19 protein-coding genes and 2 tRNA genes are annotated in these 23,210 nt (G+C 62.0%); 6 read left to right on the top strand and 15 right to left on the bottom strand.

All coding sequences use genetic code 11. The features are described 5' to 3' along the window. The first annotated feature begins 145 nt into the window (after positions 1-145). On the top strand, positions 146-1,393 hold the full coding sequence (locus ACN9MO_RS01165) for a glycosyltransferase family 2 protein (protein WP_110877964.1): 1,248 nt from the start codon (positions 146-148) through the stop codon (positions 1,391-1,393). Between the two features lie 90 nt (positions 1,394-1,483). On the opposite strand, the gene ACN9MO_RS01160 is transcribed toward ACN9MO_RS01165, so the two are convergent. The 3 genes from ACN9MO_RS01160 to ACN9MO_RS01150 form a co-directional block, all read right to left on the bottom strand. Beyond that, entirely contained in the window at positions 1,484-1,705 is a 222-nt protein-coding gene (locus ACN9MO_RS01160; RefSeq protein ID WP_110877963.1) for a hypothetical protein, read from the bottom strand. A gap of 254 nt (positions 1,706-1,959) precedes the next feature. Continuing rightward, complete coding sequence (locus ACN9MO_RS01155; protein ID WP_425986230.1) at positions 1,960-2,202, bottom strand: flagellin; 243 nt, start codon at positions 2,200-2,202, stop codon at positions 1,960-1,962. 213 nt (positions 2,203-2,415) lie between these two features. Then, positions 2,416-2,491 (bottom strand) — tRNA-Phe (locus tag ACN9MO_RS01150). A gap of 118 nt (positions 2,492-2,609) precedes the next feature. Here ACN9MO_RS01150 and ACN9MO_RS01145 point away from each other — a divergent pair. Continuing rightward, a complete protein-coding gene (locus ACN9MO_RS01145; protein WP_162733566.1) occupies positions 2,610-2,792 on the top strand; it encodes a hypothetical protein in 183 nt (60 codons plus the stop codon). A gap of 41 nt (positions 2,793-2,833) precedes the next feature. Here ACN9MO_RS01145 and yacG read toward each other — a convergent pair whose 3' ends face one another. The 9 genes from yacG to ACN9MO_RS01100 form a co-directional block, all read right to left on the bottom strand. Further along, positions 2,834-3,058, bottom strand: a complete 225-nt coding sequence (gene yacG, locus ACN9MO_RS01140) for a DNA gyrase inhibitor YacG (protein WP_057248174.1) — start codon at positions 3,056-3,058, stop codon at positions 2,834-2,836. Positions 3,059-3,063: 5 nt separating this feature from the next. Continuing rightward, positions 3,064-3,684 (bottom strand): Maf-like protein, encoded by a 621-nt coding sequence (locus ACN9MO_RS01135; RefSeq protein ID WP_058323566.1) that lies wholly within the window; start codon positions 3,682-3,684, stop codon positions 3,064-3,066. A 151-nt stretch (positions 3,685-3,835) separates the two neighbouring features. Beyond that, positions 3,836-4,054 (bottom strand): translation initiation factor IF-1, encoded by a 219-nt coding sequence (infA, locus tag ACN9MO_RS01130; RefSeq protein WP_004435948.1) that lies wholly within the window; start codon positions 4,052-4,054, stop codon positions 3,836-3,838. A gap of 271 nt (positions 4,055-4,325) precedes the next feature. Beyond that, positions 4,326-4,793, bottom strand: coding sequence for a low molecular weight phosphatase family protein (locus tag ACN9MO_RS01125; RefSeq protein WP_057248171.1), 468 nt, complete (start codon positions 4,791-4,793; stop codon positions 4,326-4,328). Positions 4,794-4,807: 14 nt separating this feature from the next. Further along, entirely contained in the window at positions 4,808-5,284 is a 477-nt protein-coding gene (locus tag ACN9MO_RS01120; protein WP_057248170.1) for a UPF0262 family protein, read from the bottom strand. Continuing rightward, positions 5,281-6,585: a histidinol dehydrogenase gene (gene hisD, locus ACN9MO_RS01115; RefSeq protein WP_058323568.1), complete on the bottom strand. Its 1,305-nt coding sequence runs from the start codon at positions 6,583-6,585 to the stop codon at positions 5,281-5,283. The genes ACN9MO_RS01120 and hisD overlap by 4 nt, the downstream gene beginning before the upstream one ends. A 42-nt stretch (positions 6,586-6,627) precedes the next feature. Beyond that, positions 6,628-7,068 carry a DUF2948 family protein gene (locus ACN9MO_RS01110; protein WP_058323703.1) on the bottom strand — a complete coding sequence of 147 codons (441 nt, stop codon included), beginning with the start codon at positions 7,066-7,068 and terminating at the stop codon, positions 6,628-6,630. Between the two features lie 105 nt (positions 7,069-7,173). Continuing rightward, positions 7,174-8,466, bottom strand: coding sequence for a UDP-N-acetylglucosamine 1-carboxyvinyltransferase (gene murA, locus ACN9MO_RS01105; RefSeq protein WP_113132115.1), 1,293 nt, complete (start codon positions 8,464-8,466; stop codon positions 7,174-7,176). A 254-nt stretch (positions 8,467-8,720) separates the two neighbouring features. Next, the gene (locus ACN9MO_RS01100) at positions 8,721-8,969 is read right to left on the bottom strand and encodes a hypothetical protein (RefSeq protein ID WP_425986221.1); all 249 of its coding nucleotides are present in this window, start codon (positions 8,967-8,969) and stop codon (positions 8,721-8,723) included. Positions 8,970-9,120: 151 nt separating this feature from the next. Here ACN9MO_RS01100 and ACN9MO_RS01095 point away from each other — a divergent pair. Further along, positions 9,121-9,195 (top strand) — tRNA-Thr (locus ACN9MO_RS01095). 329 nt (positions 9,196-9,524) lie between these two features. Then, positions 9,525-10,229 (top strand): DNA helicase, encoded by a 705-nt coding sequence (locus ACN9MO_RS01090; protein ID WP_113132114.1) that lies wholly within the window; start codon positions 9,525-9,527, stop codon positions 10,227-10,229. A gap of 351 nt (positions 10,230-10,580) precedes the next feature. On the opposite strand, the gene pncB is transcribed toward ACN9MO_RS01090, so the two are convergent. From pncB to ACN9MO_RS01075, 3 genes are all read right to left on the bottom strand, one after another. Next, positions 10,581-11,885, bottom strand: a complete 1,305-nt coding sequence (gene pncB / locus ACN9MO_RS01085; protein WP_057248165.1) for a nicotinate phosphoribosyltransferase — start codon at positions 11,883-11,885, stop codon at positions 10,581-10,583. Positions 11,886-11,923: 38 nt separating this feature from the next. Next, positions 11,924-12,523, bottom strand: coding sequence for a bifunctional nicotinamidase/pyrazinamidase (gene pncA, locus ACN9MO_RS01080; RefSeq protein WP_057248164.1), 600 nt, complete (start codon positions 12,521-12,523; stop codon positions 11,924-11,926). A gap of 176 nt (positions 12,524-12,699) precedes the next feature. Then, positions 12,700-13,881 carry a polysaccharide biosynthesis/export family protein gene (locus ACN9MO_RS01075; RefSeq protein ID WP_057248163.1) on the bottom strand — a complete coding sequence of 394 codons (1,182 nt, stop codon included), beginning with the start codon at positions 13,879-13,881 and terminating at the stop codon, positions 12,700-12,702. A 407-nt stretch (positions 13,882-14,288) separates the two neighbouring features. On the opposite strand from ACN9MO_RS01075, the gene ACN9MO_RS01070 reads away from it, so the two are divergent. Further along, positions 14,289-21,797, top strand: a complete 7,509-nt coding sequence (locus tag ACN9MO_RS01070; RefSeq protein ID WP_112994390.1) for a type I polyketide synthase — start codon at positions 14,289-14,291, stop codon at positions 21,795-21,797. Then, positions 21,794-23,209, top strand: a complete 1,416-nt coding sequence (locus ACN9MO_RS01065) for an aminotransferase class I/II-fold pyridoxal phosphate-dependent enzyme (RefSeq protein WP_058329027.1) — start codon at positions 21,794-21,796, stop codon at positions 23,207-23,209. The genes ACN9MO_RS01070 and ACN9MO_RS01065 overlap by 4 nt, the downstream gene beginning before the upstream one ends. The last annotated feature ends 1 nt before the right edge of the window (position 23,210 follow it).

Genomic DNA, 23,210 nt, shown 5'->3' with positions numbered 1-23,210 from the left:
GCTGCCCCTTGCGCCCTGAGGCGTCCGATCCCTGCCGTTGCATCGCCAGCCACCGCTGTTCTCGTGCCGGCGTGCAAGCAAACGAGACGCGACCGGCGGTCTGCGAAACGCCCGCTGTCGCATGTGACTGACAATGGAGAGGCGAGTGAGCCAGGTTAAGCTGAGCATCTGCATTCCCACCTATAACCGCGCGCCCTTCCTCGAAAAGGCGCTCGGCTACTTCGTCGAACTCTACCAGTTCTCCTTCAAGTACGAGATCATCATTTCCGACAACGCCTCGACCGACGGCACCCGGGAGATCGTCGATCGCTTTGTCGCCAAGGGGTTGCCGATCCGCTATTTCCGCCAGTCGGAGAATTTCGGCGCGATTCCCAACGTCATCAGCGCCGTCAGCCGCGCGGTGGGCGAATACACGCTCTACCTCGCCGATGACGACGTGCTCATCAACGATGGCTTGCGCGAGGCAATCCGCTATCTGGATCTCAATCCGGAAGTGACGGTGTGCTTTGCGCCGTGGTACACACACGACGAGATCGACGAACGTGACGCTGCGCCGTTCTTCTCGGTCGATAAGGATACCAAGTTCAAGAAACGGGACTTCGAGCCGGTTTTCGATTTTCTCGTCGACCGACATGTGTTTCCCGAGATTGGCATTTACCGGACCTCGGCCCTGCGCTCCGCCTGGGCGCCCCGGCACTTCGCCTATTGGGCCTTCTCCTATCTCGCACATTTTCTGGAACTGGGCGCCGTCACCTTCCTGAAGAAGCCTTTCTATCGCCAGGTGATACGCTCCAAGATCGTCCGCGATCGGCCGCAGGCCGGCCACGCCGAGACGCTGACGGCATGGGACACGTATCGGGGCGGTCTTGAGTACTTCCTCTACAGCGGCGCCAAACGCGGTGCTGTCAAGCTGACTGCCGATCGCCGGGCCTATTTCGATGCGCAGATCAGGGATTTCACCATGATCCGCATGAGCGTTGCCTTGCGCATGTGGATGATGAAGAAGGACTACGTTCGCGCCTATGAACTCTATACGCGGCTAATGCTGGCCGGCTTCGAGCACCATCCCGACGTGCAGCAGGCAAGAGGGGCGCTGCCCCTCATGGTCGCTCTTCAGACTGTCACGTGGCATACAAACGCGATTGCAGAAATCGACCGGCTTGTTCTTCACGGCGTGGACGACCACCGCGCGATCGAGGAACTGTTGCGCGAGTTGGGCCTGCGCTCCGAAATCGCTGTCGTGCCGGCAACGACACAATTGACAGCGGACGAGGTTGCCCGCACCGCCGTGTTCATTACCGCCGATAGCGACCGCAAGCATTATCTGCGCAACGGCCATCCGCCGAACATGGTGGTCAGCGAAGGCGATATTCTCAGTCATGTTCTGATCTAGAACGAAAGGGCGCCACGGCGCCCTTCCTTGTTTTCAAGACCGTGATCGAGAGCCGCCGGCTTTTCGGCCGATTGCTACCACGTGCCTTTCCTACTTGCGCATGATGCCCTTGTAGTAGGAGCCGTTTCTCGGCGGCGGGCGGTTTACGGTCTTTCCGGGCGGATTGTACTTCTCGCTCCGGTGGCCTTCGTTGACCGGCGTCGGCGATACGCCCTTGTAGTAGCTGCCTCCTGCGAAAGCCGGAGCCGCGGCACCGGCGGCGATCGTTGCCGCGACGAGAGTTGCTAAAGAAAGCCTGGCAAATTTACGCATTTCTAATCCTCGGTTGACCCTGCCACGACCCTGTTTTTGTTGTGGTTTCGTGGCATCGATTACGCGACGAAGACGTTCGCCGCTCAGGTCCTCCCGGGCGTGAGAATAGGCGGAAGCTGCGACGAACATGTAACGCAGGTGACAGCCGTCGATTCCCACCTTCGCTAAAAGGGAGGATCGATGCCTGATCAGCGACGTGCTGGAACCCTCTCGGCTGCGATGCTTTCGTCATCGCTTCGCGACGACGCGATCACTCAGCGGAAAAGCTGCAGGATGTTCTGCGCATTGGAGTTGGCGATCTGCAAAGCCTGGATGCCAAGCTGTTCCTGCGTCTGCAATGCCTTCAGCCGCGTCGACGTCTCGTTCATATCGGCATCCAGCAAACGTCCGCCCCCCTTTTCGATGGTGGCCATCAGCGTCTGACCAAAGGTCGTCTGCATGTCGATGCGCGTCAGCAGCGAGCCCAACGCGGCCGCTCCGTCAATCGTCTTCTGCAACACGACTTCAATGTACTGAATGTAGGAATCGAGCGACTGCGGGTTCGCGGCGACATCGATATCCAGGAAGTTGCGTCGCCGGCCGCGATCCGTTTTCGCGAGATGCTGGTGCAGGAGTGGACAACGTATTGAGGGCAAACGAGTGACGCAACGCTCAGTAAACGCCGAACGTGACTTTCAAGCTTTTCGAGACCAAACATTCAAGGAGATGAATGGTGCCCGGAGGCGGATTTGAACCACCGACACGCGGATTTTCAATCCGCTGCTCTACCAACTGAGCTATCCGGGCATCCTGCCGTTTCGGGCAGCGGTTCCTTGCGGAACCCTCGGGGCGCTTGTGTTTGCCCCGGAAGCGAGCGGGGTTATAGCATCTTGTTCGGCGGTGTCCAGCGCCAAATGAAAGTTTTTTGACCGAAATCCTGTGGACAGTCAAAAAAACCGAAAAAGCAAAGAGTTTCAGAGAGATCGCGTTCGCTTTCCCCGCACTCTCCGAGAGAGAAGTGGTCCTCGGAGACCGAAAATGGCGGCCGCATTCACCTGCTGGCGCGCAGGATCATCCAGGCGTCGTTCACGATAAAGAGGAGCGTTGAGGGAAAGGCCGGACCCACGCGCCCGACCGCAGCGGTACGCCTTAGCGATCGTCGTCGTCGGCCTTCGTTTCGTCGTCGGCAACCGGAATGGCATAGGAGCCGGAGAGCCAGCGATTGAGGTCGACGTTGCGGCAGCGGTCGGAGCAGAAGGGATAGTGCTCCCGATGCGACGGCCGTCCGCATTCCGGGCAGGGTCGAGGCGCCCGCAGGGGCGCGACGTTCGAACCGCTCTTCTTCGTTTCGTCGTTATTTGTCTCGTCTGGCACCGGCTTCAGCCTTCCAGCCAACGATTGTGCACATCGTAGCCTTCGCCGACAAGCAGGCTGACGGTTTCGTAGAGTGGCAGGCCGACGACGTTGCTGTAGGAACCGACGAGTTTCACCACGAAGCTGCCGGCAATGCCCTGGATGCCGTAGCCGCCCGCCTTGCCGCGCCATTGGCCCGAGGCGAGATAGCTTTCGATATCGAAACCGGACAGGCGCTTGAAGCGCACCTTGGTGTCGACGACCTTCTGCCTGAGCGTCTTGTCCGGGGTGATCAGGCACACGCCGGTATAGACGCGATGGCTGCGGCCGGAGAGAAGGTGCAGTGCGCTGGTGGCTTCGCTGACCAGTTCCGGCTTCGGCAGGATGCGCCGGCCGACGCAGACGACCGTATCGGCCGCCAGAATATAGCTTCCGTCCCAGCCGGGCTCGCCCTTGATCGCCGCAAGTGCTGCGCGCGCCTTTTCAGCCGACAGACGCCTTGCGAGCGAACGCGGGTGTTCGGCACGCTTCGGCGTCTCGTCGAGATCCATCGGCATCAGGCGCGCGGGCTCGATGCCCGCCTGCGCCAGAAGTTCGACGCGACGCGGCGAGCCGGACGCCAGTATCAGTTTCTTGGCCACTGTCATCGGAACGAGCCGTCACTCCAGAGCAATTCCAGCAAAAATGCGGGTGAAGCGGTTTTGCGTCTGGAATTGCAATCCAACCAAAGGTTAGAGCGTTTTCGCGATTCGAAGAAGAAGCGGAAATGCTCCAGGAATTGCGTAGAGCCGGAGCGGCTTACTTGAAGCGGTAGGTGATACGGCCCTTGGTAAGGTCGTACGGGGTCATCTCGACGAGAACCTTGTCGCCGGCAAGCACGCGGATGCGGTTCTTGCGCATGCGGCCCGCCGTGTGGGCGATGATCTCATGCTCGTTTTCGAGCTTCACGCGGAAGGTCGCATTCGGAAGCAATTCGGTGACCACGCCCGGAAATTCAAGGACTTCTTCTTTCGCCATGTAGGACTGTTCTTTCTATCTTTGTTTAGGGATACGTCAGGTATCCCGAAAAATTCGCCGGAAACTACACAATCAACGAGGATTTGTGAACCGTCTAACACCGGCTTTTGCGCTTTTGTGACGGCTACGGCGCCGCGCGTCCTATCAGAGGCGCAGAGGTCGCTATAGCACTTTGAACTGCTACGTGTCTTTAGCCTTAAATCGGATGGGATCTAAGAAGACATGGAAAAGAACTGTCGTCGGAAACCGCACTCGGATTTCCGGGAAGCTCTCAAGTTTTCTCTCGTCTGTGCGAGCCGACCAACCGATGATTGATCAGCGTCGACAGGTGATCGCGCACGGCGCGATACGCATCGACGATCTGCTCGCGGGTGCCGGCTGCCACCGTCGGGTCCGGCGTTGGCCAATAGACCACGTCGACGGCCATCGAGCGAGTCAATTCCAGCGCCTTGTGATGCGCCTCCGGCGCCAGCGTCACGATGAGGTCGAAGTAGTCGTCCTCGAGTTCATCCAGCGTGTGGGGCTGGTGGCGGCCGAGGCTCAAGCCCACCTCGGCCATGACCACGTCGACAAACGGATCGCGTTCGCCATGCCGGACGCCGGCCGAGGCAACATACGTTCCCGCTGGCAGCGCCGCCTTGGCGAGCGCTTCGGCCATCGGCGAGCGGATGGCATTCATGCCGCACATGAAGAGGACCGAGCGGGGCGCTTTCAACTGCGGTGCCTCGGTTGCCGTCATGCCGGTTCGCGCCTCTACCCGCGCCAATAGAGCACGCAGACGAGCGTGAACAGCCGGCGGGCCGTATCGAAATCCAGCCGGATCTTGCCGGACAGGCGATCCATCAGGGTCTGCGAGCCCTCGTTGTGAATGCCGCGGCGCCCCATGTCGATCGCCTCGATCTGGCTCGGTGTCGCCGAGCGGATCGCCTCGTAGTAGCTCTCGCAGATCATGAAGTAGTCCTTCACGATCCGGCGAAACGGCGTCAGCGACAGGATGTGGGTGGCGACATCGCCGCCCTTTTCGGTCGAGATCGAAAAGACCAGCTTCGCATCGACGAGCGAGAGATTGAGCTTGTAGGGGCCACAGGGATGGCCGACCGGTTCGAACAGGTTTTCTTCGAGCAGGTCGAAGATAGCAACCGCGCGCTCATGCTCCACGTCGGGCGTCGAGCGGCCGATGGTCTCGTCCAGAACGACATCGCAGAGGCGCAGATTGCGGTCCGCCTTCATCCAGCATCCCCGAGATTGAGGCGAATAGCGACGGAACGCGCATGGGCCTCCAGCCCCTCGGACTTTGCCAGCACGATCGCCGCCGGTCCGAGGATCCGCAACTGCTCCGGATCGAGCCGAAGGATCGACGTGCGCTTCATATAATCGAGCACGCCGAGGCCGGACGAGAAGCGCGCCGAGCGCGCGGTCGGCAGAACGTGGTTGGAGCCGCCGACATAATCACCGATGACTTCGGGCGTGTGCCGCCCGACGAAGATCGCGCCGGCATTGCGGATCTTCTCGACCATCGGCTCGGGATTGGCGAGCGCCAGCTCAAGATGTTCCGCTGCAATACGGTTGGCGAGCGGCACGGCCTTTTCGAGATCGGGCACGAGAATGACGGCGCCGAAATCGCGCCAGCTTGCCGAGGCCGTTTCGGCCCGCGGCAGCGTCTTCAATTGCCGCTCGACCGCGTCCTCGACCGCCTGGCCGAAGGCCGGATCGTCGGTGATCAGGATCGACTGGGCGCCGACGTCGTGCTCGGCCTGGGCCAGGAGATCGGCGGCGATCCAGTCCGGATCGTTGTGCTTGTCGGCGATGACAAGCACTTCCGAGGGACCGGCGATCATGTCGATGCCGACGGTACCGAAGACCTGGCGCTTGGCGGCGGCAACATAGGCATTGCCCGGGCCGACAATCTTGGCGACGGGGGCGATCGTCTCGGTGCCATAGGCAAGCGCCGCAACGGCCTGCGCGCCGCCGACGCGGTAGATCTCCTCGACGCCCGCAAGCCTTGCTGCTGCAAGCACCGCCGGATTGATCTCACCGCCGCTTGCCGGCACCACCATAACGATGCGGGGAACGCCCGCCACCTTCGCCGGCAGCGCATTCATCAGCACCGAGCTCGGATAGCTCGCCGTGCCACCGGGCACATAGAGGCCGACGGCATCGACTGCCGTCCAGCGCGAACCGAGGCCGACGCCCATCGTGTCTTCGTAGATATCGTCCTTCGGCCGCTGGCGCGCGTGGTGCGCCTCGATGCGGGTGGCAGCGACCTTGAGCGCGCCCAGCACTTCCGGCTCGACCGCCTGGATCGCCGCATCGATCTCGGCCGCGCTGACGGCCATCGGCGTCACGGAGAAATCGACGCCATCGAAGCGCTTGGAATATTCGGCGAGTGCCTGATCGCCCCGGGCGCGCACGTCGTCGATGATCGCCTTGACCACCGCATTGACGTCTTCGGACACCTCACGCTTGGTCGTCAGGAATGACGCGAACTTTTGTTCGAAGTCACCGTCGAGAAAATTGAGCCTGATTGCCAAAGGGGACGTCCTTGTATGCCAGTGTCGTTCGGGTCGAGCGGCTCAAGCGCCTTCGGGATGCTTGGGCTTGAAAGCGGTTTCCCACGCCCCGCCGGTATCCGCAAGCTGCGTTTCGATGCATTCGACGTCAAGCGCGATCGAGGCATCGCCGGCTAGAACCAGTTCGAGCGTGCCTTCCGGCCCCTCGCCGCGCACCGTGAACTTGAGCGTCAGCAGGTCAAGTACCGCTTCATCGTCGCGGCGGTCAAAGCCGACCGAGCGGACCGCATTCACCCGCTTGAACAGCAGCAGCGCGCGACGACGCTCGAAGGAGCGGCGCTTGCCGTCGGCCGTCTCCCAGACGAAGCGATTGACGACAAGCGAAAATAGCTTGCGGCGGGCGTCATATTCCAGCCCCGATACCTTGAACACGGCATCCTGGACATGGGCGGAGACGACAGCGAGATCTTCCTCGTCGAGCGCCAGCAGCTTCAGACCATTCATACCGTCCATTCCTTTCGTTTCGCCGCACATTTTCCGTGCCACAATTGAAATGGACATAGGATGTTGCGCCTGAAACCGCAACGGTATCAGGCGCAACCGATCAAATCAGTCGCTGACACGCTCGACATGCGCGCCGCAACGGGTGAGCTTCTCTTCCAGCCGCTCGAAGCCGCGGTCGAGGTGATAGACGCGCGAGACCATGGTTTCGCCTTCGGCTGCAAGGCCGGCGATGACGAGCGAGACCGACGCACGAAGGTCGGTTGCCATGACAGGCGCGCCCTTCAGCCGGCTAACGCCCTCGATCTTGGCCGTCTGGCCGGAGAGCGAGATCTTGGCCCCGAGGCGGGCGAGCTCCTGCACATGCATGAAACGGTTCTCGAAGATCGTCTCGGTGATGTGCGAGGTGCCGTTCGCCCTGGTCATCAGCCCCATGAACTGCGCCTGCAGGTCGGTCGGGAAGCCCGGGAAAGGATCGGTGACGATATCGACCGGCTTGATGCCGGCACCGTTGCGCACGACGCGGATGCCGCTGTTGGTCTCGGTGATCTCGGCGCCGGCGCGGCGGATCGCTTCCAGCGCCGTGTCGAGCAGCGCCATGTTCGTGTCTTCAAGGATGACGTCGCCGCCGGTCATGGCAACCGCCATGGCATAGGTGCCGGTCTCGATCCGGTCCGGCAACACGCGGTGACGGGCGCCGGAGAGCGAACGTACGCCTTCGATCGTGATCGTCGGGGTGCCCTGGCCGGTGATCTTGGCGCCCATGGCATTGAGGCAGTTGGCGAGGTCGACGACTTCGGGCTCGCGCGCGGCGTTGCCCAGCACCGTGGTGCCGTTTGCAAGCGTCGCGGCCATCATCAGGACGTGGGTGGCGCCGACGGACACCTTCGGGAAAGTGTAGCGTGCGCCGACCAGGCCGCCTTCCGGCGCCGTCGCGTTGACGTAGCCGCCGTCGATCTCGATGTTGGCGCTAAGTGCCTGAAGGCCTTCGATGAAGAGATCGACCGGGCGCGTGCCGATGGCGCAACCACCGGGCAGCGATACGCGGGCCTTGCCTTCACGGGCGAGCAGCGGGCCGATCACCCAGAAGCTTGCGCGCATCTTCGACACCAGCTCGTAAGGCGCGGTCGTATCGACGATGTTGCGGCAGGTGAAATGGATGGTGCGGGCGTAGCTCTCGCCCTGACGCTCGCGGCGGCCGTTGACGGAGATGTCGACGCCGTGGTTGCCGAGGATGCGGATCAGCTGCTCGACGTCGGCCAGATGCGGCACGTTTTCGAGCGTCAAGGTGTCGTCGGTCAGAAGCGACGCGATCATCAGCGGCAGGGCCGCGTTCTTGGCGCCGGAAATCGGGATGACGCCGTTAAGCTGGTTGCCGCCTATAATCCTGATGCGATCCATGAGGCCTCTCGAACGGGCTTTGCCCGCCTTTCCAAAAAATATTCTATGTTGTCTGAAGGCGCCTCTTTAGTGGAGACGCCGCGAAATTAGAAGTGCCTTGAACGCCGCGCGCCCATTCGGACGCGAAAGGTCGCCATATCGGTTCAGTCGCTGCCCTGGATCGACCCGACCAAGGGCATTTATGCAATTGGACGCCAGACGGCTGAGCCGCCGGCAAACGGGAAGGAGTCGGCGAACGCCGCCCCTGCCCCGTACTAATCTTGGGATTCGTCCGTTTTTGCGGCAGGAAGGCCGCTGACCTCATCGGCTGCACCGGAACGGCGCGCCCGCGCCTGCTGCTTGCGGCGCTGGAGATTGTCGCGCAAGTTCCTGGCAAGACGCGCCTTTTTCAGGTCCGCCTCGGTCGTATTCTTCTTCTCCCGGCGCACCTTGCCTTCGGCCTGCCGCTCGTCAGGCACCGGCACGGCTTTGCCGCCTTCTTTGTCGTCTGTTTGCATGTTCATGCCTTAGCGCAAAACCAGGCCCTTCGGAAGCGCTGGGGACTTTTCTCACAGGTCTCCACGAAAAACTTTGAAATGCGACTTGCACTCCCCGCTCAGCTATGGCAATAGCCCCCTCGCTTGATGCGGCTTGTCAACGAACCGGCCGCCAGATGCTGCTATAGCTCAGGGGTAGAGCACTCCCTTGGTAAGGGAGAGGCCGAGAGTTCAAATCTCTCTAGCAGCACCAGTCTACCTCCTAAGAAATACAAATAGTTACTCCTGCGCGCCGGCTGCAGTGCCTCGTCAGATTTCATCTGGGATCCGCGTCGCACCGTCGATGCTTACCGCTCCGTAGCAACCAACGGGTTCTTTCAGATTTCGCCCCAAATCCGCTCATAGCCAGGCAATTCACCTCGCCCAACCTCTGCGCTATGCTCCGATTCGGGCGCGCCCAAGCCTCCCCCCCTCCGCTCGGGAAAGTAGATTTCATACGGGGCACTCTCACCATCGAACCGACTGTTTGAGCAACAAGCATAAGGAGGGGCTGCGAAGACTGCTCGCATCAGGAGGTTACCGATGAAACTGTCTGCGCCGATCTATCATCTGAAGCGCAAGGCCAAGCGCCTGGCACGTGACCAAAACATCCCGCTCCATGAGGCTCTCAATCGTATCGCCGTTGACGAGGGCTATGCCGACTGGGGCCTGCTTGCCGCACGACACGCCGCGGCCAATCCGGCCGCCATGCTGTTGACCCGGCTGAGACCTGGGGATCTTGTTCTTCTCGGCGCGCGGCCCGGACAGGTCAAGACGCTGAAAAGTCTTGAGCTCGCCGTGGATGCGATGAAGTCAGGCCATCGGGCGTTCTTCTTCACGCTGGAATACACGGTGAACGACGTGATCAATCGTTTTTCCGCCATCGGGGCGGACCACGCCCGGTTTGCCCCGCTGTTCGAAATCGACTGCTCCGATGCAATCAGCGCCGATTACATCATCAGGAAACTGGCCTTGGCGCCAAGTGGTACACTGGTGGTCGTGGACTATTTGCAACTTCTCGACCAGAGGCGCGAAAACCCTGCGGTCAGCGACCAGGTCCGCAAGCTGAGAGCATACGCACGCGAACGCGGGCTGATCTTCGTTTTCATTTCGCAGATCGACCGGTCCTATGATGCCGCGACGAATTTTCCCGACATCCACGATATCCGGATGCCGAATCCGCTGGATCTCAGACTTTTCGACAAGACCTGGTTCGTGAGCAAGGGAGAGATTCAATCCAGGCCATGACCTGAGGCGCGCCAGCCTGCCTGGCTGATATCGGGAACGTATTCCCCGATGCCGCGTTACCGTTTCAAAGGCAGTAACGCGGAGGCTTGCATATGAAAGGTATCGTTCTCTGGCTGATGGGCGTGCCGCTCATCGTCATCATCCTTCTCTATATGTTCGTGTTCTAGAGAGGTGAAATGCAACGGCAGGTTGGCGCCTTAACGCAACCTTAAGATTCCACTGCCAGATTTGACATTGCGATGATGGACAGTCGCAACATCTTTGATCCCCTTTTGAAACCGGCGCTTGCCGGTTTCTTTTTTTGAAGTGCTGGAAAGCCGCTCAAGGCTTTTCCTGGAGTAGCTTTGGCGGCTAAACCTTGACCGCCTGCTCGACGAAATCCTGTGAGCCGAAGAACTTGAGGTAGCGCTCGACCTCCGCCGGATCGCCGGTCGCCTTGCGTGGATTATCGGAGAGTTTCACCGCCGGGCGGCCATCGGCTTCGCTGACCTTGCAGACGATCGAGATCGGGTTGAGGCCGCTGATTTCCGTCGGGGCGCAATCGGCAAAATCGTTGGTAAGGTTGGTGCCCCAGCCGAAGCTCATGCGCACGCGTCCCTCGAAATGGCGATAGGTCTCGATGATCGTGTCGACGTCGAGGCCATCGGAGAAGATCAGCAGCTTCTCCCGCGGGTCCTTGCCCATCTTCTTCCACCAAGCGAGGATCTTCTCGCCACCTTCGATCGGCGGCGCACTATCCGGCCGGAAGCCCGTCCAGTCCGCGACCCATTTGGGTGCATCGCGAAGGAACGCCGCTGTTCCAAACGCATCCGGCAGCACGATCAACAGGTTGCCGCCATAGAGCTGGTTCCAGTCCTGCAACACCTTGTAGGGGGCGGCGGCCAGTTCCTTGTCGTTGCGGGCAAGCGCCGCGGCCACCATCGGAAGCTCATGCGCGTTGGTGCCGAGCGCTTCCAGATCCGTATCCATGGCAAGCAGCACGTTGCTGGAGCCCGAGAAGGAACTTCCGATCCCTTCCTTCAGCGCCTCCACGCACCAGCGTTGCCAGAGGAAGCTGTGTCGGCGCCGCGTACCGAAATCCGAAATCCTGAGGTTCGGATACTGCCGCAGGCGCTCGACCTTGGACCACATCTTTGCCTTGGCGCGAGCATAGAGCACGTCGAGGGTAAAGGGGCCGAGGCCCTTCATCGCCGAGCGTGAACGCAACTCATTGATGATCGCGAGCGCCGGGATTTCCCACATGGTGGTTTCCGCCCAGCGGCCACGGAAGGTCAATTCGAACTGACCGCCGCTGCGTTTCAACTCATAGTCCGGCAGGCGGAACTTGGCGAGCCAGGCAAGAAATTCCGGCGAGAAGATCTGCTTGCGACCGTAGAACGTGTTACCGGCGAGCCAGATCATCTCCTTCTTGGAGAAGCGCAGCTCGCGCGCATGATCAAGCTGATCGCGCAGTTCCTGCTCGTCGATCTCGTCGGCAAGCCGCACCGTCTTCGTGCGGTTGATCAGCGAGAAGGTCGCATCGACATCCGGATAGAGCTGCCAGATCATCTGCAGCATCAAAAGCTTGTAGAAATCCGTGTCCAGCAGGCTGCGCACGATCGGGTCGAGCTTCCAGGCATGGTTATAGACACGCCTGGCGATATCGGTCTTCGTCATTGGTGAAATCTCTCCTTCCTCAGCGCGAGGGTCTCGAACTAGTTCAGCTCGACACCGGCATCGCGCATGCGCGTGACCATTGCCTGAAGCGAACCGTTGAGGTCGATGCCCCGACAGGCCTCGAGAATGACGGATGTCGAAAATCCCTGTGTAACCGCATCAAGCGCGGAAAAGGCGACGCAGAAATCGGTCGCCAACCCACACAGCGTCACCTTCTTGATGCCGCGGTCCCTGAGATAGCCGGTGAGACCCGTCGGTGTCCGGCGATCGTTTTCGAAGAAGGCGGAATAGCTGTCGATCTCGGGCCGGAAGCCCTTGCGGATCAGGAGTTCGGCCCGCGTCCACGCGAGCGCCGGATGGAAATCGGCACCGGCTGTTCCCTGGACGCAATGATCCGGCCAGAGCGTCTGGCCGCCATAGGGCATGGCGATCATCTCGAACGGGGTCTTGCCGGGATGGCTGGAGGCAAAACTCGAATGGCCGGCGGGATGCCAGTCCTGCGTCAGCACCACGTGCTCGAAGCGGCCAATCAAGCCGTTGATCATCGGCACGATCTCATCACCGCCTGCAACCGCAAGCGCTCCGCCCGGGCAGAAATCGTTCTGCACGTCCACGACGATCAACGCTTTATCCGCCATAGTTCATTCCTGCCTGCCAACGTCCATCGATCACCAAAATCGATTTAAGTCCAAGATCAATCACAGAATTTGAGCGGCGACAAGCCGCTTCCACGTGCTTTGAAAATCAGGAGGATAGATAAGCAAAAGGCGCCGACCCTGCGGTCGACGCCCCCGAGAAAAGCTGTTTAACGTGATTAGTTGCCGTTGAGATTGTCGGCGATCGAGAAACCGGAATTGGCGATGCCGACCGGCTGGGCGATGAAGTTGAGGAACTTCGAGAAGTCGACCGAGGGGTGGCGCGAAGCATAGATGACGTCGCGGTTCTTGATCGGGAAGGTCTGGCCGACGATCAGGCTATCCGGCTTGCTCATGTCGAAGCGGTAGACGATCGGGTAGCGACCCGTGCTGTCGGTCTTCATGCCCTTGCGCAGCATCTCGTTGAAACGCTGCTGGCCAAGCAGGCTCATGACGACATCAGGCTCTTCGTAACGGAAGATGAAATAGCCCTTCATGTCGAGCGTGTAGTCCGAGCCGCCGCCGGCAAGGCCCATGGCTTCGAGCAGGTTCAGGTCATTGGCGCCGAATTCGACACGCTGGTTGGCCTTGACTGCGCCGAGGATCGTGAAGCGGCGCGGGTCGCGCGATACGAAGATCTGGTCACCCGGCTTGACGTGGATGTTTTCCGACGGATTTTCGATAATCGACTTCAGGAGGACCGTTCCGGTCTTCTTGCCGCGCACCAGCGTGACATAGGTCTCGTAGGGCTGCGCAACGGGGCCACCCGCCTTGGCGATGACCTCATTGATCGTCTCGTCGACGAGGCTGAGCGGCACGACCGACGACTTGCCGACTGCACCGGAAACCGTGACGTTGCGCGAGGCGGTGCTCATGCTGGTGACGATGACATCAGGCTCGACCGCCTTCTGCTTCAGCGCCTCCAGGATCTCCTGGCGCGCCTGCTCCAGCGTCAGGCCGGCAAAGTTGACCGGACCGACATAGGGGATCGCAGCCTTGCCATCAGGCTGAACGACGAGATCGATGCTCGTCTGCTTGGACTCTGCCGTCGAGAACAGCCCGTCGCTGCCGGCTTCGAAGATCGAGACCTTGAGCTGGTCGCCGACGCCGATCACGACTCGGCCGACGCCGCCGCCAATGCCGAAACGGCGGTTGAGCGTCGAGGAGACATAGTCGGAAACGAGGCGCGCGGAGCGGCCATCCACATCGACAATATCAAAAACGGTGGCATTTTGCCGGCCGATCTCGGCGCCGGATTGACCGGCATCCTTGACGATCGCCCCAGCCAGCGGCCCCTCGCCCGGAACGGCCTGGCATCCCACGAGGGCGGTACAAAGCAGAAGGGCACTGACTCGTTTCAACTACGACACTCCAAATTCGACACAGCCATGATTTTACTCACAGTTCCGTGCCGCATTATCTCCCGACCGGGAATTCGCCGGTCTCTGAAAAGCACAATCGCCGTCCCACAACAAGTCATCCGAAGACCAAGACGGGCAAAATATTTGGAGCCGCGTCTTTCTGGTCATACCTTCTCTACCTTGAGTGTGGTTTATCGCCCTATCCGCCTTGGATTGGCGTTGACAGCGTGTATATCTTCAGTCTTTGGGGTTGAAAGCTAGGGACTTTAAGTTAAAAGCTGACTAATGAGGCGGAACGAATATAGCTGGGGATAGCCTGGCAGCATGACGATTGGCGATTGCATTTCGGCCTCCGACGCGCAATCGCAGATGCAACTTTAGCGGCAGTTTAGAGCGTTCGATCATACATGGCTGTTGAGATAATTGGGCGAGCATGCCTCGCCCCTGGAGCAGAATCGCCTTCGGCGTTGTTCAAACTTCTTCGTCAGGGCAAGTGCACCGTCACCAGCATTCCGTCGGATCGCTGGGACGTCGCGCGTTTTTGGCACCCCGTCATGGGCACGCAGGGCAAGACCTATTCCTTTGCCGCCGGCGTGCTGGACCAACTCTATGATTTCGATCCCGCCGTCTTCGGCATGTCGCAGCGCGAAGCCATGTACATGGATCCGCAGCAGCGCGTGCTGCTTCAGCTCGCCTGGCGCGCACTGGAAGACGCCAATATCTCTGCAACGTCGCTGAATGGCGAGAATGTCGGCGTCTATATCGGCGCATCGAGCCTCGATCATGCCAACCTGACGGTCGAGGACCCGGCTGCCGCCGGCCCTTACTTCATGACCGGCAACACGCTGTCGATCGTTTCCAACCGTATCTCGCATATCTTTGGCCTCAGCGGTCCGAGCATGACGGTCGATACCGCCTGTTCCTCCTCGCTGGTCGCGCTCGACCAGGCGATGCGGGCTTTGACGTCGGGCGAGATCGACACCGCGATCGTCGGTGGCGTCAACATCCTTGCCCATCCCCTTCCCTTCGTCGGCTTCGCCCAGGCACGCATGCTTTCGCCCGAGGGGCTTTGCCGCGCCTACGACAATGACGGCGCCGGTTATGTGCGCGCCGAAGGTGGCGTGGTCTTCGTCTTGCGCCGCTCGGACAGGGCGCGCCGGGAGAAGGACCGCAGCTACGCGCGCATCGTCGCGACCGGCGTGAACTCGGCCGGGCGCACCAACGGCATCTCGCTCCCCTCCCGCGAGGCGCAGGCCAATCTTCTGCGGGCGATCTACGAAGGCAACGGCATCGACGCCAACCAGGTGGCCTTCGTCGAGGGCCACGGCACCGGCACCAAGGTCGGCGATCCCGCCGAGGTCTGGTCGATCGGAACGGTCATCGGCGCCAAGCGCCGGGCACCGGTGCCGATCGGTTCGATCAAGTCGAACATCGGCCACACGGAACCCGCTTCCGGCCTCTTCGGCATGCTGAAGGCCGTCATGGCGCTTGAAAACAACTATCTGCCGGCTTCGCTGCACTTCGACACGCCGAACGAACACATCGACTTCGACGGTCTCAACGTGCGCGTCACGGCGAACCCGATCGAGCTGCTGCGGGGAAAACGCGCTCGCCTTGCCGGCATCAATTCCTTCGGCTTCGGCGGCGCCAATGCCCACGTCGTCATCAGCGATCCGGAACCCGCGGCCGACGAAAGGGCGTCAAACCCATCGTCTTCCGGCCATGTCTTCCTGGCGAGCGCCCATACGGCGTCGAGCCTGGAGGCGCTTCTCAGCGACTATAAGGCGGCGTTCGCACATGCTTCCAAGGGGGAAGCACGGGCGATGATCGCCGCATCGGGTGCAAACCGCACCCACATGCGCCATCGCTTTGCCGCCCGCAGCGATCAGCCGGAAGATATCGTCCGCGCGATCGCCAGCCACCTGGAAAAGCCGGGCTCCGGCATCGGTGAAGTCGGCGAAGCCGTCGTCCGCGACGCCAAGGTCGCCTTCGTCTTCTCCGGCAACGGCTCACAATGGGCCGGCATGGGCGTCGAAGCGTTCCGCGAGAACCTGCATTTCCGTCAGTGCTTCACCTCGGTCAGCGCGCTGTTCAAGTTCCACTCCGACATCGCATTGACCGATCTTCTCACCGATCCTGATCTCGACAAGAAGCTTGCCGATACGAAGATCGCCCAGCCATTGCTCTTCGCGGTGCAGGCCGCCCTCTCCGACTCGCTGGTTGCCATGGGCGTCAAGCCGGTCGCGGTCTTCGGCCACTCCGTCGGTGAAATCGCCGCCGCCTACGCCGCCGGTGCGCTCTCACTGGTCGACGCCGTTTCGATCGTGGCGAAGCGCTCGCTGCATCAGGACCTGCTTGCCGGCCACGGCACGATGGCGGCCGTCATGCTCGGAGAAGACGCCGCCCGCGCCTTTGCCGAGGCGCGCGGTCTCGACAACCTCTGCGTCGCAGCGGTCAATGCCCACAATTCCGTGACGATCTCGGGACCGGCCGACCAGATCTCGGCCTTCCGCGACGCTGCGCGCAAGGCGAAGATCCCGGTCCAGATTCTCGACATCAACTATCCCTTCCACCACCCGATCATCGATCGGGCGAAGGACGCCTTCCTCTCCGACATTCCGGATATCGCACCGCGGCGCACCGAGCTCGCCTATCTGTCGACGGTCACGGGTGCCGCGCTCGATGGCACGCAACTCGATCCGGACTACTGGTGGAAGAACGTGCGCGAGCCGGTCCGCTTCCAGGCGGCCGCCGAGGCCGCGATCGAGATGGGTTGCCGCCTGTTCATTGAAATTTCGCCGCGTCCGATCCTGTCGTCCTATGTCAAGGAGACGATCAAGCAGGCTGCAGCCCCGGGCATGGTCGTACCGACCCTGCTCCGGGATGTCGGCGAAACCGGCCAGGACCCGATTTCGGCAGCGATGGCGCGTGCCGTCGCGCACGGCGCGGTGGTCGACACGACCCGCGTCTTCGGCAAGCGCAACGCTTCGATCGCCCTTCCCAGCCTGCCGTTCGAGCCCGTCGAGCTGCGCCCCGCGGCAACGACCGACGCTACCGACCTCTTCGGCCGGACCGCCAAGCCCTACCGCCTGATCGGCTGGCGCAGCGACCCGAACAGCGGCAGCTGGAAGAATCATGTCGACGCCCATCTCTTCCCCGACCTCGCCGAACACGTCGTGGACGGCAAGGCGATCCTGCCGGGCAGCGGCTTCATCGAAATCGCTGTCGCCGCTGCACAGCAGTTCTACGGCAGCGACGAAGTTGAGATCACCAATCTGGAGATCGTTCGCCCGCTGGAACTCAGCGATACGAAGATCATGGAGCTGTCGACGGTGCTTTCGCCGGAGACCGGCGACATCGAGATCCGCTCGCGGGAACGGCTGTCGGAAGACGATTGGGCCGTGCATGCGGTTGCCCGCTGCCGCAAGCCATTGCCGGCCGAGGAGCGCGCCTATCCGTCGCTTGCCGGCTTGGCGAAGACCGCAACGGTTGCGCCTGGCCGTGCCTATGAGACGGCGAAACAGTTCGGTCTCGACTACGGCCCGCGCTTCCAGCTGCTGGCCAAGGCCGTCGCCTATGGCGACCGGCTGGTCGATGTCGAGCTGAAGACGCCTGATGCTGCTGGCCATCCGCTCGTCACCTACGCCTTGAACCCGATCTCTGTCGACGCAACCTTCCACGGACTTGTCGCCCTCTTCGATCGTTTCACCGGCGACAAGAGCGGTGCCCCCTATATCCCCGTGCGCTTCGGTTCGGTGCGGGTCGTCAACGGTAGCCAGCCAATCGCGCGCGCAATGATCGAGATCGAGCGCGTCAGCCCCAATTCGATCAAGGCGAAGTTCCATTTCTTCGACAAGTCGGGCGCACCGATCGCGCACTTCGAGGATTGCCGCTTCCGCCGTACCTATCTGCGCAAGCACAAGACGCTCGACGCGCTGTCCTTCCACTACGAGGCCGTGCAATCGGAAGCGACGCTGCCGGGTCTGCAGCGTCAGGCGCCGGCGCCGATCAAGATCGCCATGCCCGCCGCCAGCGAAGCCGGCGTCGACAACACGACGTTGCTCTTCAACGCAGCCATCTATCGCGCCTGCCAGGAGATTGCGCTCAAACTCGCCAAGGGTCGATCGACCATTCAGGGCAACAACCTGCCCGGCGATTTTGCCTTCCAATGTTTCCTGACGAGCTGCCTCTACGTGCTGGAAGACGCCGGTCTCTGCGAGCACAAGGACGGCGTCTGGACGATTGCTCAGGAATTCAACTTGCCGAGCGTCCCGGAGATCCTGCGCGAACTCTACGGCGAGCGGTCCGACCGCGCCGTTGAAGCCGTCTTGATCAACAATGCCTATGCGGAGGCCCTTGCGCGCCTTGACGCGCTCCAGGCCGGCGACGAAACGGCTCATGGCACCACCTTCATCAGCGATGCCACGCTTGATCATCAAGCCGTCCACTCCGGGGCAAGCCGGGAGCGGATGGTGTTCGTTCTCGAGGCGCTCGAAAAGAGCCTGACTTCGGCATCTTCCGGCGCGCGCCTGCGCATCGTCGAACTCGGCAGCGTTTCCTCGGCCTTTACCCGCCGCCTGGCGACGCTTGCCGAAAAGCACGGCGCAAGCCTCACCGTATTCGAAGCGCGCGACAACGCCCAGCGTGGCCTTGAATTGGCCTTCGAGAACGACGCCCATGTGCGCATTCTCAAAAAGGGTGAGCTTGCAACGCTCACGTCCTTCGACCTCGCAGTCAGCGCCTCTGACGGGCTTTACAGCCTGATCGAGGACGACGTGACGGTCCGCACCGCGCTTCGCTCGACGCTTCGCGATACCGGCGGGTTGATAGCCGCCGTCAGCGCGCCATCGCTCTTCAACGATTTCGCCCTCGGACTTTCCGAGGGGTGGTTCGCCCGCAGCCAGACCGCGGAGTTCCCGATCGGCAATCTTGCGGCGGTCCCGCACTGGCAGAAATGTTTCGGTGATCTCGATCTACGCGACGTCAATATTGCAGACCGCGAATGCGCGAGCGGCAATGTCATCCTGCTCGAAGCGCGCGGCGCCGCCGCGGCGTCCGTAAGTGCCGAAGCACCGGCTACCGGCCCCTATCTGCTGCTGCAGATCGCGGGCGGCAAGGGCAACAAGCCTTCGGCATCGGCTATTCCGGTCAATCTCAGCGGCGATATCGCAGCCGACAAAGCAGCGCTTCTCAGCGGTTTCGAGGCCCTTGGCGAACAGCCGCTGCGGGCAATCTTCCTCGCGTCGCCGACAGCTGCATCCCGAACAGACGATTCCGCTTCGCTGCAGACCCAAATCCTTGCTCTCGGCGCCTTCGCCGAAGCCTTGCGTCAGCATATCGGCGGAGCCGAGCCTGCTGGCGAAAATCGTCCGCGTCTCGTGCTCGTCGCGCCAGGCGGAGCCCCGATCGCGAGCCGGACAACGGGCAAAACGGTTGCAAGCGACGGCGTCAATGCCGGTCTCTGGGCCTTCGCCCGCGTGCTTCAGAACGAATATGAGTTCCTCGAAGTGCACTCGCTCGATATCGACGGTTCGCCGACCACGATCGAGCAGATCGCGGCAGCATCTCCGCTGCTCGGCAGCGCCAACGCCAACCGCGAGTGGCTGCTAGAGGGACAAGACGCGGCGCTTTCCGAAATCCGTGCCGTGCCCGGCCCGGTCGACAACGCCCATGCGGCGATCGACACCTTCAAGGCCGCAACGATCCGCCAGCGCGTCAGCTCGCAGGTGGGCAGCATCGTCTGGGAAGAGAGCGACATTCCCGCCGCAGGTCCGGGTGAAGTCGTCGTCGCGGTTGCCGCGACAGGCCTCAACTTCCGCGACGTGATGTGGGCGATGGGCCTGCTGCCCGAAGAAGCGCTTGAAGATGGTTTCGCAGGCGCGACGATCGGCATGGAACTCTCCGGCCACGTGGTTGCCGTTGGCGAAGGCGTCGACGATCTCGTGGTCGGTGATGCCGTCATGGCAATCGCCTCATCCGCCTTCTCGACCCACGCCGTCGTCTCACGCGCCGGCGTCGCCAGGTTGCCGCAGACTGTCAGCCCGGTTGCCGCGGCAACGGTGCCTGTCGCCTTCCTGACCGCCTATTACGCCATGGTGGAACTCGGCCGCATCCAGCCGGACGAAACGATCCTCATCCACGGCGCTGCCGGCGGCGTCGGCCTTGCCGCGCTGCAGGTCGCGAAACTGAAGGGTGCCAAGGTCATCGCCACGGCAGGCACGCGCGAGAAGCGCCGCTTCCTGTCGATGCTGGGTGCCGATCACGTCTTCGATTCCCGTTCGCTCGGTTTCGTCAACGACGTTCGCGCCGTAACGGACGGAGAGGGTGTCGATCTCGTTCTGAATTCGCTCTTTGCCGAAGCCATGGAACAGAGCCTGGCACTCGTGAAGCCCTTCGGTCGCTTCCTCGAGCTCGGCAAACGCGACTACTATGCCGACAGCAAGATTGGTCTCCGGCCCTTCCGCCGCAATGTCAGCTATTTCGGCATCGACGCCGACCAGCTGCTGGTCAACCAGCCGAAGCTTACCAAGCGGATCTTCACCGAGATCGGCGCGCTGTTCGAAGACGGCAAGCTCACGCCGCTTCCCTACCGTGCCTTCGACTTCGACGAGATCGGCAACGCGTTCCGGCTGATGCAGAATGCGGGCCATATCGGCAAGATCGTCGTGTTGCCTCCGGTCACCGGCAAGCATCGCGTCGCCAAGCGCCCGCATGGCGGCATGAAGGTCGATCCGAACGGCATGCATCTCGTCGTCGGCGGCATCGGCGGATTCGGTCTGGCTGCTGCCAACTGGCTCGTCGAAAAAGGCGCGACGAAGATTGCGCTCTGCTCGCGCCGCGGTCAGGCGGATGCCGAAACGACGGCGATGATCGAGGCCTGGGCGAAGGCCGGCGTGTCGGCAACGGTACACGCCTGTGACGTCACCGACCCGACGGCGACCGAGCGTCTCCTCAAGGAGTTGCGTGCGATTGCACCGCTCCGCTCGATCGTCCACGCCGCCATGGTGCTCGACGACGCGCTGATCAGCAATCTCAATCGCGAGCGCAACCGACCGGTCATTGACACCAAGGCCAAGGGCGCAGCCGTTCTCGATCAGCTGACCAACGACGACAAGCTCGACAACTTCATCCTGTTCTCGTCGGCGACAACGCTTGTCGGCAACCCGGGACAGGCGAACTACGTCGCCGCCAACGGCTACCTCGAAGGCCTCGCCCGCGCCCGTCGCGCCCGTGGTCTTGCGGGTCTTGCCGTCGGCTTCGGCGCGATCGCCGACAAGGGTTACCTGGTCCAGAACACCGATGTGAACGATCTGCTCGCCAAGCGTATCGGCAAGACGGCACTGAAGGCACAGACGGCGCTCGACATGGTTGAGAGCCACCTGGCCTTCGATCCGGGCACCGTCGATGCGGCCACGGTGATGATCTCGGAGATCGACTGGTCGGCTGCGCGTAACCTGCCGGTTGCCAAAAACGCCCTCTTCGAAGTCATCCTGCGCAGCGCCGACCAGCACGCCACCGGCGGCGAAGGCGCCCAGATGGACCTCGTCGCGATGATCGAGGGCAAGTCGCCGCAGGAGGCCGAGGACATCCTCTTCGACCTCGTCGCCGGCGAGATCGCCGCGATCCTGCGCGTATCGAAGGATACGGTCACACGCAGCAAGGTGCTGAAGGAAATCGGCCTCGACAGCCTGATGGCGGTCGAACTCGGCATGAGCTTCCAGCAGAATACCGGCTTCGACATGCCGCTCAGCGGCGTCGCTGACAACACGACGGTTGGCGATGTCGCCCGCAAGCTCTATGAGAAGGTCAGCAAGCGCGACCAGAGCGACGATGCCGAGCCCGCCGACGACAAGATCGTCAACGAACTCGCACAGCGGCACGTCGGCACGGCGAAGGAAAAAGCACAGAGCCAATGAGCACGAACGGAAACGGTCCAGGCGCATCCAAGATGACCAGCAGCCTCAAGGAGAACCTGCTGGACCGGATGCGGAACACGCATCAATCCTCCGAGCGCAACCGCATGGCGCGCTCGGAGCGGGAGATGCCGCCGCCGGCGCGCCGGCAGCAGGCCCGTTTCGAAGATCTGCCGGAATACAAGCAGGTGATGACCCAGAAGTTCGCGAGCGAGCAACTCGGCATCGCCAATCCGTTCTATCGCGCGCACCAGACCGCGGCCGGGGCGACCACCGTCATCGACGGCCGAAAGCTGATCAACTTCGCCTCCTACGACTACCTCGGCCTCAACCGCCATGCGGAGGTGCTGGCCAAGGCGCGGGATACGATCGGCACCTTTGGCATCTCCGCCTCGGCGAGCCGCCTCGTTGCCGGAGAGCGGCCGGTGCATATGGCGCTCGAAGAAAAGATCGCGGGTTTCTACGGCGTCGATGCCGCCGTCTGTTTCGTTAGCGGCTACCTGACCAACGTCGCCGCCATCAGCTGCCTGATGGGCCCGAAGGACCTCGTCGTCCATGACGAGTTCATCCACAACAGCGCGCTTGCCGGCATCAAGCTCTCGGGCGCGACCCGGCGGCTGTTCAAACACAATGATGTCGCCGATCTCGAACACGTGCTGCGCACCGTCGCGGGCGACTATCGCCGCATCATGGTCATCGTCGAGGGCATCTACTCGATGGACGGTGACGTCGCCGACCTGCCGGCTCTTCTGAAGCTCCGGGCCGAATACGGCTTCTGGCTGATGGTCGACGAGGCGCACTCGCTCGGCGTCCTCGGCAAGACCGGCCGGGGGCTTGCCGAGCATTTCGGCGTCGATCCGCATGAGATCGACGTCTGGATGGGCACGCTGTCGAAGACCACCTCGAGCTGCGGCGGTTACATCGCCGGTAGCGAAGCACTGGTCGAGGTGCTCAAGGCATCCGCCGGCGGCTTCGTCTACAGCGTCGGCCTTGCGCCGGTGCTGGCCGCATCCGCCACCGCGAGCCTCGACGTGCTGGAACGCGAACCGGCGCGGACGGCGGCATTGCGCCGCAATGGTGCCCTGTTCCTGAAGCTTGCCAAGGAAGCCGGCCTCGACACGGGTCTCAGCAGCGGCTTTTCCGTCGTTCCTGTTATCGTCGGCGATTCCCTGCGGGCCGTTCAGCTTTCGAACGACCTGCTTGCCGAAGGGGTCAATGCACTGCCGATCATCCATCCGGCGGTGCCCGAGGGTCTAGCGCGCCTGCGCTTCTTCATCACCAGCGATCATACGGAAGAGCAGATCCGCCGGACGGTAACATTGACGGCGGAACGGCTGACGGACCTTACCGAGCGAAACTTCGGACTGGGCGGCATCGACATCGACGAGATGATGAAGGCACTCTCGGCGCGCTGAC

It is taken from the genome of Ensifer sp. R-19 (assembly GCF_049905105.1).
GTDB lineage: Bacteria > Pseudomonadota > Alphaproteobacteria > Rhizobiales > Rhizobiaceae > Ensifer.
This window is presented reverse-complemented; position numbering and strand designations above follow the sequence as displayed.

What these genes read in the sequence shown, in the direction of transcription:
- ACN9MO_RS01160 (WP_110877963.1), bottom strand. Translation starts at nt 1,705, where the DNA reads ATGCGTAAATTTGCCAGGCTTTCTTTAGCAACTCTCGTCGCGGCAACG.
- ACN9MO_RS01135 (WP_058323566.1), bottom strand. Translation starts at nt 3,684, where the DNA reads ATGACAGTGGCCAAGAAACTGATACTGGCGTCCGGCTCGCCGCGTCGC.
- infA (WP_004435948.1), bottom strand. Translation starts at nt 4,054, where the DNA reads ATGGCGAAAGAAGAAGTCCTTGAATTTCCGGGCGTGGTCACCGAATTG.
- ACN9MO_RS01125 (WP_057248171.1), bottom strand. Translation starts at nt 4,793, where the DNA reads ATGACGGCAACCGAGGCACCGCAGTTGAAAGCGCCCCGCTCGGTCCTC.
- ACN9MO_RS01120 (WP_057248170.1), bottom strand. Translation starts at nt 5,284, where the DNA reads ATGAAGGCGGACCGCAATCTGCGCCTCTGCGATGTCGTTCTGGACGAG.
- ACN9MO_RS01110 (WP_058323703.1), bottom strand. Translation starts at nt 7,068, where the DNA reads ATGAATGGTCTGAAGCTGCTGGCGCTCGACGAGGAAGATCTCGCTGTC.
- murA (WP_113132115.1), bottom strand. Translation starts at nt 8,466, where the DNA reads ATGGATCGCATCAGGATTATAGGCGGCAACCAGCTTAACGGCGTCATC.
- ACN9MO_RS01100 (WP_425986221.1), bottom strand. Translation starts at nt 8,969, where the DNA reads ATGAACATGCAAACAGACGACAAAGAAGGCGGCAAAGCCGTGCCGGTG.
- ACN9MO_RS01090 (WP_113132114.1), top strand. Translation starts at nt 9,525, where the DNA reads ATGAAACTGTCTGCGCCGATCTATCATCTGAAGCGCAAGGCCAAGCGC.
- pncB (WP_057248165.1), bottom strand. Translation starts at nt 11,885, where the DNA reads ATGACGAAGACCGATATCGCCAGGCGTGTCTATAACCATGCCTGGAAG.
- pncA (WP_057248164.1), bottom strand. Translation starts at nt 12,523, where the DNA reads ATGGCGGATAAAGCGTTGATCGTCGTGGACGTGCAGAACGATTTCTGC.
- ACN9MO_RS01070 (WP_112994390.1), top strand. Translation starts at nt 14,289, where the DNA reads ATGGCTGTTGAGATAATTGGGCGAGCATGCCTCGCCCCTGGAGCAGAA.
- ACN9MO_RS01065 (WP_058329027.1), top strand. Translation starts at nt 21,794, where the DNA reads ATGAGCACGAACGGAAACGGTCCAGGCGCATCCAAGATGACCAGCAGC.